The organism is Novosphingobium profundi, from assembly GCF_020524485.1.
Classification (GTDB): domain Bacteria; phylum Pseudomonadota; class Alphaproteobacteria; order Sphingomonadales; family Sphingomonadaceae; genus Novosphingobium; species Novosphingobium profundi_A.
The window spans coordinates 567,158-582,163 of sequence record NZ_JAIVLF010000001.1 but is presented as its reverse complement, the minus strand read 5'-3'; the positions used below and the strand labels follow the sequence as shown (position 1 = coordinate 582,163).

At 67.3% G+C, this 15,006-nt stretch carries 15 protein-coding genes; 9 read left to right on the top strand and 6 right to left on the bottom strand.

The window, feature by feature from the left end:
- Position 1: 1 nt before the first annotated feature.
- Positions 2-421 (bottom strand): acyl-CoA thioesterase, encoded by a 420-nt coding sequence (locus tag LC060_RS02510; RefSeq protein WP_226632417.1) that lies wholly within the window; start codon positions 419-421, stop codon positions 2-4.
- 5 nt (positions 422-426) lie between these two features.
- Positions 427-2,496, bottom strand: coding sequence for a S9 family peptidase (locus LC060_RS02505; protein WP_226632415.1), 2,070 nt, complete (start codon positions 2,494-2,496; stop codon positions 427-429).
- Positions 2,497-2,547: 51 nt separating this feature from the next.
- On the opposite strand from LC060_RS02505, the gene LC060_RS02500 reads away from it, so the two are divergent.
- The 5 genes from LC060_RS02500 to LC060_RS02480 all read left to right on the top strand — a co-directional run bounded on the left by LC060_RS02500 (position 2,548) and on the right by LC060_RS02480 (position 7,859).
- The gene (locus LC060_RS02500) at positions 2,548-4,368 is read left to right on the top strand and encodes an aminopeptidase P family protein (protein ID WP_226632414.1); all 1,821 of its coding nucleotides are present in this window, start codon (positions 2,548-2,550) and stop codon (positions 4,366-4,368) included.
- Positions 4,369-4,421: 53 nt separating this feature from the next.
- Entirely contained in the window at positions 4,422-4,931 is a 510-nt protein-coding gene (locus tag LC060_RS02495) for a cupin (protein ID WP_226632412.1), read from the top strand.
- 106 nt (positions 4,932-5,037) lie between these two features.
- Positions 5,038-5,679, top strand: a complete 642-nt coding sequence (locus LC060_RS02490; protein ID WP_226632410.1) for an EF-hand domain-containing protein — start codon at positions 5,038-5,040, stop codon at positions 5,677-5,679.
- Between the two features lie 27 nt (positions 5,680-5,706).
- Positions 5,707-6,441 carry a response regulator gene (locus LC060_RS02485; protein ID WP_226632408.1) on the top strand — a complete coding sequence of 245 codons (735 nt, stop codon included), beginning with the start codon at positions 5,707-5,709 and terminating at the stop codon, positions 6,439-6,441.
- The gene (locus LC060_RS02480) at positions 6,438-7,859 is read left to right on the top strand and encodes an ATP-binding protein (RefSeq protein WP_226632406.1); all 1,422 of its coding nucleotides are present in this window, start codon (positions 6,438-6,440) and stop codon (positions 7,857-7,859) included. The genes LC060_RS02485 and LC060_RS02480 overlap by 4 nt, the downstream gene beginning before the upstream one ends.
- 136 nt (positions 7,860-7,995) lie before the next feature.
- On the opposite strand, the gene LC060_RS02475 is transcribed toward LC060_RS02480, so the two are convergent.
- Together LC060_RS02475 and LC060_RS02470 are read right to left on the bottom strand one after the other, a co-directional pair.
- Complete coding sequence (locus tag LC060_RS02475) at positions 7,996-8,421, bottom strand: hypothetical protein (protein ID WP_226632404.1); 426 nt, start codon at positions 8,419-8,421, stop codon at positions 7,996-7,998.
- 30 nt (positions 8,422-8,451) lie between these two features.
- Positions 8,452-10,050 carry a helicase HerA-like domain-containing protein gene (locus tag LC060_RS02470; RefSeq protein WP_226632402.1) on the bottom strand — a complete coding sequence of 533 codons (1,599 nt, stop codon included), beginning with the start codon at positions 10,048-10,050 and terminating at the stop codon, positions 8,452-8,454.
- A 197-nt stretch (positions 10,051-10,247) separates the two neighbouring features.
- On the opposite strand from LC060_RS02470, the gene pabB reads away from it, so the two are divergent.
- From pabB to arfB, 4 genes are read left to right on the top strand one after another with little or no spacing between them, the layout of a single operon-like run.
- A complete protein-coding gene (gene pabB / locus LC060_RS02465) occupies positions 10,248-12,074 on the top strand; it encodes an aminodeoxychorismate synthase component I (RefSeq protein ID WP_226632400.1) in 1,827 nt (608 codons plus the stop codon).
- A gap of 50 nt (positions 12,075-12,124) precedes the next feature.
- A complete protein-coding gene (locus LC060_RS02460) occupies positions 12,125-13,243 on the top strand; it encodes a pyridoxal phosphate-dependent aminotransferase (RefSeq protein WP_226633589.1) in 1,119 nt (372 codons plus the stop codon).
- A complete protein-coding gene (locus LC060_RS02455; protein WP_226632398.1) occupies positions 13,240-13,893 on the top strand; it encodes an RluA family pseudouridine synthase in 654 nt (217 codons plus the stop codon). The genes LC060_RS02460 and LC060_RS02455 overlap by 4 nt, the downstream gene beginning before the upstream one ends.
- On the top strand, positions 13,890-14,306 hold the full coding sequence (gene arfB / locus LC060_RS02450) for an alternative ribosome rescue aminoacyl-tRNA hydrolase ArfB (RefSeq protein WP_039389057.1): 417 nt from the start codon (positions 13,890-13,892) through the stop codon (positions 14,304-14,306). Before LC060_RS02455 ends, arfB begins: the two co-directional genes overlap by 4 nt.
- A gap of 16 nt (positions 14,307-14,322) precedes the next feature.
- Here the strand turns inward: arfB and LC060_RS02445 are convergent, their stop codons facing one another.
- Positions 14,323-14,541 carry a hypothetical protein gene (locus LC060_RS02445; RefSeq protein ID WP_226632397.1) on the bottom strand — a complete coding sequence of 73 codons (219 nt, stop codon included), beginning with the start codon at positions 14,539-14,541 and terminating at the stop codon, positions 14,323-14,325.
- Between the two features lie 4 nt (positions 14,542-14,545).
- A complete protein-coding gene (locus LC060_RS02440; protein WP_039389060.1) occupies positions 14,546-14,935 on the bottom strand; it encodes a DUF4112 domain-containing protein in 390 nt (129 codons plus the stop codon).
- Between the last annotated feature and the right edge of the window lie 71 nt (positions 14,936-15,006).

Genomic DNA, 15,006 nt, shown 5'->3' with positions numbered 1-15,006 from the left:
GCTATTCGGCTGCGCGGCTCCAGAAGGGCGCGGCGACATCCTCAGGGATGCGTACCAGCCGCCCCGAAGAGACCTCGATCACCGCCCATGTCGTCCGGGCGCGCACGAGAACCTTTCCCGCATCCTCGTCCCCCTCACGGCGAAACGCCACGCAGCGGTCGAAGGTCGCGCGCTTGGGCGGATCGGGGATCCAGGTCGTCGCCGTCACGCGCTCGCCCTTGCGGATGTTGCCGCGATAGTCGATCTCGTGCCGGGTCACGACCCAGACATAGGCAGCCTGGTGTTCGGGCGGAGCAACCGCCTCCCAGTGGGCGACGGAGACCTCCTCCATCCACTGCACCCAGACCGCATTGTTGACGTGGCCGAGCTGGTCGATGTGCTCCGAAGTGGCCTCGAAGCTGCGTGTGAACGGCTCGGCCATCGTGCTCAGCCCTCGATGCCCAGTTGCCACAGGATGAAGGCGAACTCCTCAGCGGTCTCCTTCAGGCTCTCAAAACGCCCCGACTTGCCACCGTGGCCAGCCCCCATGTTGGTCTTGAGGATCAGCTCGTTGTCATCGGTCTTGAGTTCGCGCAGGCGCGCCACCCACTTGGCCGGTTCCCAGTAGGTCACGCGCGGGTCGTTGAGCCCGGCCGTCACCATCAGCGGAGGATAGGCCTGCGCCGCGACACGGTCGTAGGGGCTGTAGCTTGCGATATGCTCGAACGCCGCCTTGTCGGTGATGGGATTGCCCCATTCGGGCCACTCGCCCGGAGTGAGCGGCAGCGTCTCATCCAGCATCGTTGCCAGCACGTCGACGAAGGGGACGTGCGCCACGACCGCGCCCCACAGATCGGGATCGGAATTGATGACCGCACCCATCAGTTCGCCGCCCGCCGAGCCGCCCGAGATGCTGATCCTGCCCGCCTGCGTGTAGCCGCGCTCGATCAGGCCCTTCGCGCAGTCGACAAAGTCGGTGAAGGTGTTGGTGCGGCGTTCCAGCTTGCCCGCCTTGTACCAGGCGCGGCCCATGTCATCGCCGCCACGGATGTGCGCGATGGCAAAGGCAAAGCCGCGATCGACAAGGCTGAGGCGCGAGGTCGAGAAGCCCGGATCGATCGAGATGCCGTAGGCGCCATAGCCGTAAAGATGGAGCGGCCCTGCCCCTTCCCGGTCCTTGCGGTAGACGATGGAGACGGGGATCAGCGTGCCGTCGCGCGCCGCGATCTCGAGGCGTTCGGTGGCGTAGAGATCCTCGTCGTAGCCCGAGGGGATCTCCTGGACCTTGAGCGTTTCGAGCGTCTTCGCCTTCACGTCGTAGTCCATCACCGAGGCAGGCTTCACCATCGACTCGTAGGACAGGCGCAGCGTCTCGACGTGCCATTCCGGGTTGTTGCCGAGCCCTGCCGAGTAGCTTGCCTCGGGGAAGTCGATGGCCTCGATCCGGTCGGGATCGTCGTAGTAGTGGACCGCGATACGGTCGAGCCCACGCTCGCGCCCCTCGATGACGAAGAAGTCGCGGAAGAGGTCGACACCGGTCAGATAGAAGTCGTCCGACCCTTCGATGAGCGTGTTCCAGGCCGCCGGCGCATCGATCGAGGCAGTCGCGAGGCGGAAATTCTCGTGCGTGTCGTTGGTGTGGATGAAGAGCACGTCGTTGCGCTCGTCGACGTCGTACTCCACGCCCTTCTCGCGCGCCTTGACGAGGATCTGCGGGCCCAGCGGGTCATCGGCGCGGACAAGCCGCGCCTCGCTCGTCTCATGGTCGCTGGTGCCAATGATCAGCCACTTCTCGTTGGCCGAGAGCGAGGAGCCGACGCGGAAGCCCTCGTCGTCCTCATGGTAGATCTCGACGTCGTCCGCGAGCGGCGTGCCCAGCCAGTGCAGGCGTGCGTTGTCGGTGCGCCACTGCTCGTTCGCCAGCGAGTAGACAAGGCCGGTGTCCTTGGCCACCCAGACCAGCGCCGAGAGCGTGCCCGGGATCTCGTCGGCGAGCAGTTCGCCGGTCGCTAGGTCCTTGATGCGCACGGTAAAGCGCTCCGAACCGTTGTCATCGACCGAGTAGGCAAGTAGCTTGCCGTTGGCGCTCACCGAAAGCGCGCCGAGACGGAAGTATTCCTTGCCCTCGGCCAGCGCCACCTCATCGAGGATCAGTTCGTCCGCGCCGCCCGAGACGGGCCTGCGCCACCACTTCTTGTACTCCGCGCCTTCCTCGAACTCGATCCAGTACAGGTAGTCGCCGTCCTTCTGCGGCACGGACTTGTCGGCTTCCTTGATGCGCGCGCGCATTTCCTTGAACAGCGCGTCGATGCGCTCCTGGTGCGGGGCCATGCGCGCCTCGAACCAGCGGTTCTCCGCCTCGAGGTGGGCGAGCACCTCGGTATCGGTCACCTCGGGATAGCCGGGATCGCGCAGCCAGGCGTAATCGTCCTGGACCGTAATGCCGTGGTGGGTGAAGGAGTGGGGCTTCTTGGCCGCGACGGGGGCCGAAACGGGTGCCTGGGTGGAATCTGCCATCCCCTGCATCTATGTGTGCCCCATGACTCCCGCAAGCCGGACTTGAAAACAATGCTGATGAACACCCATGAATCGCGCCTCGACGCGCTGCGCCAGGAACTGAAGCGCCGCGGCCTCGATGGCTTCGTCGTGCCCATCTGCGATGAGCACATGAGCGAGTACGTGGGCGCCTATGCCCAGCGCCTGCCCTGGCTGACCGGCTTTGCCGGATCGGCGGGCTCGGCCATCGTGCTGACCGATGCCACCCGCACGCCCGCGGCCGCCATGTTCACCGACGGGCGCTACACCATCCAAGTGCGCGAGCAGGTCGATGCGCGCTTCTACGCCTACGAAAGCGTGCCCCAGACCAGCCACGCGCAGTGGCTCGCCGAGCACATGCCCGAAGGCGCGGTGATCGGCTACGACGCCTGGCTGCACACCGCGCACTGGACCCGCAGCGTCGATGCGGCCATCGCCGCGAAAGGCGGCAAGCTCGTCGCCGTCGAGGGCAATCCCATCGACGCAGTATGGGAAGACCAGCCCGCGCCCTCACCGGCCCCGGCGCTTGTCCACGCCGAGGAATTTGCCGGACAGTCGAGCGAGGCCAAGCGCGCCGCGCTCGCCGAGGGGCTCACCAGGCGCGGGCTCGATGCGACGGTCGTCACCGCGCTCGATTCGATTGCCTGGCTCCTCAACATCCGCGGCTCGGATGTCGAGCATACCCCTGTGGCGCTCTCCTATGTCATCGCCCACGCCGATGGCACGGCCGACCTCTTCATCGCCGAGGACAAGGTGACGCCGCAGCTGCGCCAGCACCTGGGTAACGCGGTCTCGATCCTCCCGCGCGACGGCTTTGTCGCAGGGCTGGAATGCCTCGCAGGCAAGCGCGTCGCGCTCGATCCCGACAACGCGGTGGTCGCGATTGCCCAGGCCCTGAACCACGCGGGCGCCACGGTGATCGAGGCGCGCGACCCGGTGGTCCTTCCCAAGGCCATCAAGAACCCGGTAGAACAGCAGGGCCACCGCGACGCGCAGGAGCGTGACGGCGCGGCGGTCACCCGCTTCCTCCACTGGCTCTCGCTCGAAGGCCCCAACGGCGAGGTCACCGAACTGTCGGCCGCGGCCAAGCTCTTGGGCTTTCGGCAGGAATGCGGTGATCTGCGCGACACCTCGTTCAACACGATCTCGGGTGCAGGCCCCCACGCCGCGCTGCCCCACTATGCCGTAACGGAAGAGAGCAACCTGACGCTGGAGCCGAACTCGGTCTTCCTGTGCGATTCGGGCGGGCAGTACCCGGCGGGCACCACCGACATCACCCGCACCGTGTGGATCGGGCCGGGCGAACCGGACGGGGATGTCAAGGAGCGCTTCACCCGCGTCCTCAAGGGCCACATCGCGCTCGACCGCGTGCTCTTTCCCAAGGGCACTGCGGGCAGCCAGCTCGACATTCTGGCCCGCCATGCGCTGTGGCAGGCCGGGCTCGACTATGCGCATGGCACCGGGCACGGGGTCGGCAGCTTTCTGGGCGTCCACGAAGGCCCCCAGCGCATCGCCAAGTCGGGCGGCGGCCAGCCGGGCACCGAGCAGGCGCTGCTTCCAGGCATGATCCTCTCCAACGAGCCGGGCTACTACAAGGCGGGCGAATACGGCATCCGCATCGAGAACTTGGTGCTCGTCGTCCCGCGCGCGATCCCGGGCGCGGAAGGCGAGTTCTACGGCTTCGAAACGCTGACCTTCGCCCCGATCGAGAAACGCCTGGTCGATACGGCCTTGCTGACCGGAGAGGAAAAGGCCTGGTGGAATGCCTACCACGCCCGCGTCCATGAGCTGATCGGCCCGCAACTGGACGGCGCGGCGAAGACCTGGCTGGAGGAGCAGTGCGCGCCGCTGTGAGCGGCCTGTCCCTCCCTCCCGACAGGTAACGGCATTGGGAAAGGGATCTCGTGATGACCCGGCTTGTCCGTGAACTTGGCCGCACGCCCGTTCACCTGGGGCCGGGTGGCCATGCCGAGGTCCTGCCTGCCTATACAGGCGGCACGGACTGGTACGCAGCCTATGCAAGGCGCACCGAGGCCGATGGGGCGGACGGCCGGCTCGTCGCCCTCCACGGCCTCGATGCAGACTGGGACACCTGGGAAATGCACCCCAACGGCGATGAGGTCGTGGTCTGCCTCGCCGGCGAGCTGACGTTGATCCGGGAGAGCGCGGAGGGCTCCCATATCCGCGAGGACCTTTGCGCCGGGGGCTATGTCATCATCCCCGCCGGGGTCGGGCACACCGCCGATGTCGCCGGTCTCGCCACCGCCCTTTTCATCACTTCGGGGCATGGCACGCAGCACCGCCCCGTCCCTGACCCGCCGCTCTTCTTGCGCCTGTGTGAACGGGTCTGTCAGACCGAGACAATTGGCGACAAAAGACAGGCGGACTGGCAAACTTGCGCGACAAGGGGCCTCTAGAACGGTTATCAGAAAGTCGCGGCAGGGCGGTTGCCCCTCCCTTCCAGGCCCGCCGCGACTTTCGATCCATTCGCATTTGGGAAACCAAAGGAAAGAGAGACCGGACATGACCCCCACGTTCAAGACCACCCGCTTCAAGACCATCGCCCTTGGCCTGACCGCCGCGAGCCTCGCCCTTGGCGGCGCGGCCTACGCGCAGGGTGACGCCCCGCGCGGCCCCCGCCACGCGATGATGGACGCCGACAAGGACGGCATCGTTACCCGTGCCGAGGCTCAGGCCGCGGCCGAGGCGATGTTCACCCGCATGGACGTCAACAAGGACGGCAAGATCGATGCCGCCGACCGCGAGGCGCGCCAGACGGCACGCCGCACCGCCATGTTCGAGAAGCTCGACACCAACGGCGATGGCTCGATCTCGAAGGACGAATTCATGAGCGCCGAACGCGGGCATCGTGGCCCGCGTGGTGAGCGCGCCGACGGCGAAGGCCGTCATGGCAAGCACGGCAAGCACCACATGCGCCGCGGTCACCATGGCCCGCGCCACGGCGGCGGCATGATGATGCGCATGGCCGACACCAACAAGGACGGCGCCATCACCCGCGAGGAAGCGGTAGCCGCAGCCCTCAAGCACTTCGACATGGTCGATGCCGACAAGGATGGACAGATCACTCCCGAAGAGCGCAAGGCGGCACACGAAAAGATGCGCGCCCAGTTCAAGGCCCGTAAGGCCGAAGGCTCGGCCCAGTAACGAGCGGGCGCGGAACGAAGGATTGCTATGAACGACACCGCGCCTGTCCGCCTGCTTCTCGTCGACGACGAAGCGGCCCTGCGTGAACCCCTGGGTGAGTACCTCTCGCGCCAGGGGTTCACCGTCATCCAGGCCAGCAGCGCCGCCGAGGCGCGCACCTTCCTGCGCGACCACAAGGCGGATCTCGTCCTTCTCGACATCATGATGCCGGGCGAGGACGGGCTCTCGTTCTGCCGCCACCTTGTCGAGGCACAGGACCTGCCCGTGATCTTCCTCACCGCGCGCGGCGAGGCGACCGACCGCATCGTCGGGCTCGAGATCGGCGCCGACGACTATGTCGTCAAACCCTTCGAACCGCGCGAACTGGTCGCCCGCATCCGCTCGGTCCTGCGCCGTGCTGCGCGCGGCGTGCCCGCCGCTCCCGAGAACGAGGCTTTCCTCTTCGAGGGCTGGACGCTCGATCCCCTCAAGCGCCGTCTGACCGACGCGGACGGGGCGGTCGTCGCGATTTCCTCGGTCGAATTCCGCCTGCTCATGGCCTTCCTGGAGCATCCCCGCCAGGTTCTCGACCGCGACCGTCTGCTCGACATGGTACAGGGCCGCGAGGCCCACCTCTTCGACCGCGCCGTCGACAACCAGGTCAGCCGCCTGCGCCGCAAGATCGAGGTCGACAGCCGCAATCCGCAGCTGATCCAGACCGTCTGGGGCGGCGGGTACATGCTCGCCGCCGACGTCAAGCGGGTGGCGCTGGAAGACGAATGAAAGCCCTCCTTCCCCGCAGTCTGATGGGGCAGATGCTGCTCGCCGTGGCGGTCGCCCTGCTCTTCGTTCAGTCCTTGAGCGCCTTCCTCGTCTACAGCGCCCAGCGCGACAGCTACGAGACCGGCATGCTCAACGTGGCAGCCTTCCGCATCGTCATGGAAACGCGCGGACGCGAAGCGCTGCGCGGTGCCGACCGGCCGGAACGCGCGCCTTTCGGCGGCCCGCGCCCACGCGGGTTCCCGCTCGAAACCACCTCTTCTGCGCCCAACACGGCCAACGAAAAGCGCGACGGCCATGCCGAAAGCAAGCTCGCCCAGATCCTGGGTGAGCAATCGCTCAAGGTCGAGCGTATCGTGATCGTCCACCGTCGCCTTGGGGACGACAAGCGCGCCAGCGAACGCTTCCTGCGCCATGCCCGCCACCACGAGATGCCCCGCGAACAGATGGATGAGATCCTGGGCAACCACCTGATCGTCGTCGGCGTACAGCTCGAAGGGCAGGACCAATGGCTCGTCACCCGCGTACTCTCGCCGCGTGCGATGAACCTGCTGCTCTACCCCCTGATCTTCCAGACGCTGGGCATCTACGCCGTGCTGATGGCCGCCGTCACTTTTATCCTTCGCCGCATGACCCGCCCGCTCGCAGCCCTCACCCGCCGGGTCGAGGACTTTGCCGTGGCCCGCGACCTTGACGGACAGATCCCCGTGTCGGGCCCGGAGGACATGCAGCGCCTGATCCTCGCCCACAACGCGATGGAGACCCGTATCGTCGACCTGCTCGATGAAAAGGACGTGATGCTCGGCGCCATCGGCCACGACCTCAAGACCCCGCTCGCCGCCCTGCGCGTACGCATCGAGAGCGTCGAGGACGACATCGAACGCGCGCGCATGGCGACCACCATCGAGGACATCGTGCGCACCCTCGACGACATTCTCTCGCTCGCGCGCGTCGGACGCCCGAGCGACCCGCTCGAACGCACCGAACTCTCTGCCCTCGTCGTCTCGGTGGTCGAGGAGTACGAGGACATGGGCGAGCCGGTGGAGCTGGGCGAGACCTGCCGGATGGCGCTCGAACTGCGCCCCACCTGGCTGCGCCGCGCGCTGCGCAACCTCATCGGCAACGCCCTGCGCTATGGCCACACGGCCCGTGTCTCGCTCGGCAAGGACGGCGGGCAGGCGGTGATCGTGATCGAGGACGACGGCCCGGGCATCCCGGACGGGTCCATCGAAAGCATGATGAACCCCTTCACCCGCGGCGATCCCTCGCGCAATTCAGCCACCGGCGGCGCTGGACTGGGCCTCGCGCTGGCCCGCGCGATCGCCGACCAGCACGGCGGATCGCTGACCCTCGCCAACCGGCACAGTGCCGAGGGCCGCATTGAAGGCCTGTCCGCACGTCTGACAATTCCGCTAGGGTAAAAAAGAAAAAATAGTTTCAAGGGGTCATCACCCCTTGGCCCCCAGACCCGGCAACCTCACCTTTCTCCGCCACGGCGGCGCGCGAAAGGTGAGGTCGACAGTTTGGGGAGCCCGAGGGCGATGGCCCTCGGACCTGTCATCTTTTCGAGGCCTCCCCCGTCCCGGCTTCAGAAACCGACCATTCCCCGACCCTGCAGTCTTCCGGATCGAACGAAGCCACGGCGCGCATGGCCTGCGCGGGTTCGCCGGGCAAAGTGACCTGGAACCCGACCGTTGCCGTCCAAGGCCCCTTGTCGTCCGCCTCATCGACGCGGAACTGCCGAAAATCGAGGCCACGGCTACCGGGAGGCAGGACCGCGCTGATCTTCAAGAGCACGTCGCGCAGGAAGGCGGCGTTGCGGGTCCGGCAGATGTCGCCGGGCTCGGGCGCGGAGAGGTCCGCCTTGTTGATACTATAGGTGGTCGGCGTCGGCGCTGGCTCCGGCGCATCGGGACTGCACGCGCAAAGCGCGCTCGCCAGGAGCGCCGCCCCCGCCATGGTGCCTGCATGACTGATCTGCATCCGCATCGCCTTCTCCCAAAATTGCCTGAGCTAGCGCATCAACCCGCCAATGAGGTTGCGAGCGAAGCGACCGATGCCCGGAATGCCGATGGCCTTTTCCACCGCCGATCCAAAGGTGCCAGCCGCTGCGCTCGCCGCCGAGGCGCCGGGGTTGGCGCGGCTCGTCTTGCCCTGCAGCTTCTGGGCCAGGATTGCACCCGCACTGGCCGCCGCTGCGCTCATCGCCGCCTTCGCGGCCTTGCCGCCAAGGCCATCCCACAGGCTGGGACTGCGGCGCTCGCGGCGGCGCACTTCCTCCTCGCCCTTCTCGGCGACTTCCTCGGCCGTCACGGCCGCATCGGCGGCCTTGGCCGCAAGCACTTCCTCGGCGCTGTCGCGATCCACCGCCTCGTCATACTTGCCAGCAAAGGGGCTGACCGACTGGATGATCGCGCGCTCGCGGGCCTCAAGAGGCCCCAGCCGCGAGCGCGGCGGCGCGATGAGCGTGCGCTGCACGACGCCGGGCGCGCCATCCTCGTCGAGCGTGGAGACCAGTGCCTCGCCCACCTTGAGCTCGGTGATGGCCGCCTCGACATCGAGGTCCGGGTTGATCCGGAAAGTTTCCGCTGCGGCCCGGATCGCGCGCTTGTCGCGCACCGTGAAGGCGCGCAGCGCGTGCTGGACGCGGTTGCCCAGCTGCCCTGCGATGTCCTCTGGGATGTCCACCGGGTTCTGCGTCACGAAGAACACGCCCACGCCCTTGGAGCGGATCAGGCGCACCACCGTCTCGACCGTGTCGAGCAGCGCCTTGGGGGCATCATCGAACAGGAGATGTGCCTCGTCGAAGAAGAAGACGAGCCGCGGCTTCTCAGGATCGCCCACCTCGGGCAGCGCCTCGAACAGTTCGGACAGCAACCAGAGAAGGAACGTCGCGTAGAGCTTGGGGCTGCGCATCAGCTGATCGGCGGCAAGCACGTTGACGAAGCCGCGCCCCTTCTCGTCGCACTTGAGGAAATCCTCGATCTCCAGCGCCGGCTCGCCGAAGAACTGGCCTGCGCCCTGCGCTTCCAGCGAGAGGAGCTGGCGCTGGATCGCGCCGACACTGGCCTTCGTGACGTTGCCATAGCGCGCAGACAATTCCGAAGCGTTCTGCGCCGTATAGGCCAACATTGCCTGAAGATCTGCAAGATCGAGCAGCAGCAGACCTTCCTCGTCGGCAAAGCGGAAGACGATCTGGAGAACACCCTCCTGCGTATCGTTGAGGTCCATCAGCCGGGCGAGCAGCAGCGGTCCCATCTCCGAGATGGTGGTGCGGATCGGATGCCCCTGCTTGCCATAGATGTCCCAGAACACCGCCGGATTGTCGGCATAGGTATAGTCGGTGATGCCGATATCGCGCGCGCGGCCTTCCAGCTTGTCGGCGTTCTTGAAGAGCGGGCTTCCCGCCATCGAAATGCCCGAGAGGTCGCCCTTCACGTCGGCCAGGAACACCGGAACGCCGCTTGCGGAGAACTGCTCGGCCAGCGTCTGGAGGGTGACCGTCTTGCCCGTGCCGGTCGCGCCCGCGATGAGGCCGTGGCGGTTGGCCCGGTCCAGCCGCAGCTCCTGGCGCTGCCCGTCTCCGCCCAATCCCAGATAGAGTGCGCTCATCGTCCTTATCTTGCCTTCTTTTTTCCGCTCGCCAGGAATGGCTGGCTACGCAATAGGTGATAGAGGCGAGCCATGCGCGGGGTCGAGAGTGTTTTTGCCGTGGGCAAGTGACATCTGGCCCGCTGCGTCCGGCCATCCATGCCATTGCGGGTGTTTCCACCGGACGCATAATTGCTCTAAGGGGCCTGACGAAGACGATGACCGAGCCCTTCATTCTCCTCGACGATGCCCGCACCCATGGTGCCGTGGACGCCCGCCTCTACCGTAGCCCGGTGGAGATCGTGTCCGCGCGCGCGCCAGAGGAGGTGCTGCCCGCCCTTGCCCGGATGGAAGAGCTGTCGCGCGAAGGACTGCATCTGGCCGGATACATGACCTACGAGGCCGGGCTGGTGCTGGAAGCCAGGCTTGAGCGCTTCGCAGGCCAGGAGGTCGACGGGCCGCTCCTCTGGTTCGGCGCCTTCACCGCCTACGAAGCGATCGCACCCGATGCCATGGAGCTGTGGCTCTCGCGCCATGCCGGCAGCGAAGAGGCCTGGATCGGGCCAATGAAGCCGGTGCGTACGCTGGGCGAATACACCCGCGCCTTCGACCGCCTGCAGGAGGCGATCCACGCAGGGGACATCTATCAGGCGAACCTGACGATGCCGCTCGAAGGCCCCTGGCAGGGCGATCCGCTGGGCCTCTACGCCAAGCTGCGCCCGGCCTCCGAAGCGGGCTATGGCGGGGTGATCTTCGACGGGCGCGACTGGCACCTCAGCCTCTCGCCCGAACTCTTCTTCCAGATCGCGGACGGCACGGTCCACGCGCGTCCCATGAAGGGCACCCGCCCGCGCGGGCGCGACCTCACCGAAGACGCGGCCCTGCGCGCCGAGCTGTCCGCTTCGGTCAAGGATCGCGCCGAGAACCTGATGATTCTCGATCTCATGCGCAACGACCTCAGCCGCGTGGCCGAGCCGGGCAGCGTACGCGTGCCTGCCCCCTTCGCAATCGAGAGCTATCCGACCGTGCACCAGATGGTCTCCTCGGTCGAAGCCCGGCTCGCAGCGGGCAAGGGCCCGCTCGATCTCCTGCGCGCGCTGTTTCCCTGCGGCTCGATCACCGGCGCGCCCAAGATCCGCGCGATGGAACTGATCGAAGAGGTCGAACAGGGCCCGCGCGGGGTCTATTGCGGGTCTATCGGCCACATCGAACCCACTGGCGATGCGGCTTTCAATGTGGCAATCCGCACGCTGCGCCTGGCCCCGAAGAACGCCGGGTCCGGCGCGTTCGGCGGCCGCGCGAGGCTGGGGGTCGGCTCGGCCATCGTCGCGGATTCGCAAAGCCTGCCGGAGTGGCGGGAATGTCTTGTCAAAGGGGGTTTCGTGCGAGGTTCGGGAACGCAAGGATCGGGGAAGGCGCCATCGCCTGCGCGCTTCGACCTGATCGAGACCATGCGCTTCACGCCCGACGAGGGCATCCCCCTCCTCGAGATGCACCTCGAACGGATGAAGGCGAGCGCGGCGGCGCTGGGCTTCGTGTTCGACCGCCACGCGGTGCGCAACGCAATCCAGGCGCTGTGCTTCGATGCAACGCAGGCCGCCAAGCTGCGCCTGGTGACCGCCCGCAGCGGGGCCTATGCGCTTGAACTTGCGCCCCTGCCCGAAACGCCGAGCGAACCGCTGGTCGCCGCCGCCGTGCGCATCCCGGTCGACAGCTCGGACTGGCGCCTCGCCCACAAGACCAGCGACCGCGCCTTCTACGAGGCCAGCCTGGCGCTCGCGCGCGAGGCCGGGGCCGGCGAGGCCCTGCTCCTGCGCGACGATGGCCGCGTGACCGAGGGCAGCTTCACCAACATCTTCGTGGAGCGCGGCGACGTGCTCCTGACCCCGCCCGCAACGCTTGGCCTGCTGCCCGGTGTCCTGCGCCGCTCGCTGCTCGAAAGCGGCCAGGCGCAGGAAGCCGACCTCACGCTGGACGATCTGGTGGACGGCTTCTTCCTAGGCAACGCGGTGCGTGGCCTCTTTCCGGCAAGGCTGCTCGCGTGACCCACCTTTCGACCGCCCTCTCGCGCATCGCGCCCTCGCAGACGACCGCGATGACCGACCGCGCCATCGCATTGCGCGAGGAAGGCCGCGACATCATCTCGCTCTCGGTGGGCGAGCCCGATTTCGACACGCCGCCCCACGTCTTGGCCGCCGCCCACGCCGCGCTCGAGGCCGGACTCACCAAGTACACCCCGGTCGGCGGCACCTCGCAGCTGAAGCGCGCGGCAGCCCACCACTTCCAGCGCGATCTGGGCATCGCGGTTCCGACCTCGCAGATCACGGTGAGCGCGGGCGGCAAGCAGGCGATTTTCCATGCGCTCCTCGCCACTGTCAGCGAGGGCGAGGAAGTCATCGTGCCCTCGCCCTGGTGGGTCAGCTACCCCGAGATGATCCGCTTCGCCGGGGGCAAGGTCGTGCCGCTGATGACCTCGCCCAAGGACAACTTCCGCTTCTCGCCCGCCGATTTCGAGGCGCAGATCGGCCCGCGCACGCAGTGGCTGATGCTGAACTCGCCGGGCAATCCGACCGGCGCGTGCTACCCGGCCGAGATGCTGCTGGGCATCGCCGAGGTCCTGCGCCGCAACCCGCGCGTGATGGTCCTCTCCGACGACATCTACGCCCCACTCAACTATACAGGTGGCGGCCATGCGACGCTCGCCGCGCTGTGCCCGGATCTGGCGGACCGCGTGCTCACCATCTCGGGCGTCTCCAAGAGCCATGCGATGACCGGCTTTCGCATTGGCCTGGCCGCAGGTCCCGAATGGCTGATCCGCGCAATGGAGCGACTCCAGTCGCACTCCTCGGGCAACCCGTGCTCGATCAGCCAGGCCGCAGCCGTCGCCGCGCTGGAAGGCCCGCAGGAGTTTCTGGCTGAGTGGCGCGAGCGTTTCCGCACCCGGCGCGACCAGGTCGTTGCCGCGATCAACGCGATCCCCGGCCTCTCCACCCCAACGCCCGACGGCGCGTTCTACTGCATGATCGATGCCTCCCCGCTCATGGAGCGTTTCGGTGATGACACCGCGCTCGCCCTCCACATTCTCGAACATGGCGTCGCCATCGTTCCGGCCTCGGCCTTTGGCGGAAGGAACGGTTTCCGGATCAGCTTCGCCGCCGACGAGGCCCGGCTCGACGAGGCGCTGCGCCGCATTGCAAAGGCCCTCACCGCATGAACATTCCCATTCTCTACGAAGACGCCGAAGCGCTGGTCATCGACAAGCCCGCCGGGCTTCCCATCGACCGTCCGCGCGCGGGCGGTGCCTGTCTCGAGGACTACCTCGAAGACCTCAAGCTCGGCTTCCAGCGCGCCCCGCTTCCCGTCCACCGGCTTGACCAAGACACCTCGGGCTGCCTGCTGCTGGCGCGCAACCCCAAGGCGCTCAAGCGCTTTTCCGCCGCCTTCGAGGAGCGCCTCGTCGAGAAGCGCTACCTCGGCATCGTCGATGGCGTGCTGGAACAGGAGGAAGGCACAATCGCGCTTTCGCTTTCCAAGGTCAGCACCGCCAAGAGCGGCTGGCGCATGATCCCGGCGCGCAAGGGCAAGCCCTCCACCACCCACTGGCGCAAGCTCGCCGAGGTCGATGGACGCACCCTTGTCGAATTCCGCCCGGAAACCGGCCGTACCCACCAGATCCGCGTGCATGCGGCCTCGGGCCTGGGCGCGGCGCTGGTCGGCGATCCGGTCTATGGCAGCCGCAAGGGCGCGCCGCGCACCATGCTGCACGCCGCCGGCCTGCTCGTCCCCCGCCCCACCAAGGACCCGATCGGCGCGATGGCCCCGCTTCCTGCGGACTTTGCCGCCCTCGGTTTCGGAGACGCATGAGCGAGGCCGAAACCGTCATCAACCGCGCGCAGGCGCTCTGCTCGGAAAGCTTCATCGCGGCCTCGGGCCCGGGCGGGCAGAACGTCAACAAGGTGGCGACCGCGGTGCAGCTGAGGCTCAACGTCTACGCGCTGCGTCTCAGCCCGCCGGTCTTTGCGCGTTTCAAGGAACTGGCGGGCAGCCGCCTCACCGCCAGCGGCGAACTCGTCCTCACCGCGCGCCAGTTCCGCACCCAGGAGGCCAACCGCGCCGACGCGCGCGAACGGCTCGCCGATCTGATCGAACGCGCGCACGAGTTACCCCAGAAGCGGGCCAAGAGCCGCCTCAACCGCGTCGGCAAGACCCAGCGCCTCAAGGGCAAGAAAATCCGCAGCGCGGTAAAGGCCGGGCGTGGCAAGGTGCGCCCCGACTGAAGGGACCGGACCGACGCTAGCGCGGTGCAGCCTCGCTCGGCACCGGCGCGGCCATCCCGGATGGCACGAGAGCTTCGCTCGGCACCCGGCGTTCGTCGAGCATTTTCGCAGCGGCATCCAGCGCGCGCGCTTCGCCCACGGTAACGCCCCCCGGCCCCGGCTCGCTGTCGGCCTGTCCGCAACCGGCCAAAACAAGGGCAAGCGGCGCGGCAAGCGCGCCCTGTCGCAGAATCATCCGCCTAGCCCTCGATGATCCGCGTGTGCGGATGGTGCTTGTCGAGGTGCTTGAGGATGATCTTCAGGTTTCGGCTGTTCGAGCGGTAAAGGAAATCGAACAGGTCGCCGGCAAGCGGGATTGCGCCGAGCGCTGTGTCGACACCCACGTTGGCCATCATCCGCGCGATCTGCCACTTGGGCATACCCAGCTTGCGCGCTTCCCAGACGATGTAAAGGCCCAGTGCGGCCGCGATCATGTCGCCCGCGACCGGAACCAGCCCGACAATGGCATCGAGCCCGACCTTGCGGTTGATCCCCGGCACCGTCACCGCACGTTCGAGCACGTATTCCAACGCCTCGACCCGGCGGCGGATCGCCATCGGATCGTTGCCGAGCGGAAGCTCCATCTCCATGCGCCGGGGCGAGCCCTGTCCTGTAACCACCTGTCTGCCTTTCCTGCGGCAGCCACGTCGCTGCCGTCCCT

What these genes read in the sequence shown, in the direction of transcription:
- LC060_RS02440 (WP_039389060.1), bottom strand. Translation starts at nt 14,935, where the DNA reads ATGGAGATGGAGCTTCCGCTCGGCAACGATCCGATGGCGATCCGCCGC.
- LC060_RS02500 (WP_226632414.1), top strand. Translation starts at nt 2,548, where the DNA reads ATGCTGATGAACACCCATGAATCGCGCCTCGACGCGCTGCGCCAGGAA.
- arfB (WP_039389057.1), top strand. Translation starts at nt 13,890, where the DNA reads ATGAGCGAGGCCGAAACCGTCATCAACCGCGCGCAGGCGCTCTGCTCG.
- pabB (WP_226632400.1), top strand. Translation starts at nt 10,248, where the DNA reads ATGACCGAGCCCTTCATTCTCCTCGACGATGCCCGCACCCATGGTGCC.
- LC060_RS02485 (WP_226632408.1), top strand. Translation starts at nt 5,707, where the DNA reads ATGAACGACACCGCGCCTGTCCGCCTGCTTCTCGTCGACGACGAAGCG.
- LC060_RS02480 (WP_226632406.1), top strand. Translation starts at nt 6,438, where the DNA reads ATGAAAGCCCTCCTTCCCCGCAGTCTGATGGGGCAGATGCTGCTCGCC.
- LC060_RS02495 (WP_226632412.1), top strand. Translation starts at nt 4,422, where the DNA reads ATGACCCGGCTTGTCCGTGAACTTGGCCGCACGCCCGTTCACCTGGGG.
- LC060_RS02475 (WP_226632404.1), bottom strand. Translation starts at nt 8,421, where the DNA reads ATGCAGATCAGTCATGCAGGCACCATGGCGGGGGCGGCGCTCCTGGCG.
- LC060_RS02505 (WP_226632415.1), bottom strand. Translation starts at nt 2,496, where the DNA reads ATGGCAGATTCCACCCAGGCACCCGTTTCGGCCCCCGTCGCGGCCAAG.
- LC060_RS02470 (WP_226632402.1), bottom strand. Translation starts at nt 10,050, where the DNA reads ATGAGCGCACTCTATCTGGGATTGGGCGGAGACGGGCAGCGCCAGGAG.
- LC060_RS02460 (WP_226633589.1), top strand. Translation starts at nt 12,125, where the DNA reads ATGACCGACCGCGCCATCGCATTGCGCGAGGAAGGCCGCGACATCATC.
- LC060_RS02455 (WP_226632398.1), top strand. Translation starts at nt 13,240, where the DNA reads ATGAACATTCCCATTCTCTACGAAGACGCCGAAGCGCTGGTCATCGAC.
- LC060_RS02490 (WP_226632410.1), top strand. Translation starts at nt 5,038, where the DNA reads ATGACCCCCACGTTCAAGACCACCCGCTTCAAGACCATCGCCCTTGGC.
- LC060_RS02510 (WP_226632417.1), bottom strand. Translation starts at nt 421, where the DNA reads ATGGCCGAGCCGTTCACACGCAGCTTCGAGGCCACTTCGGAGCACATC.
- LC060_RS02445 (WP_226632397.1), bottom strand. Translation starts at nt 14,541, where the DNA reads ATGATTCTGCGACAGGGCGCGCTTGCCGCGCCGCTTGCCCTTGTTTTG.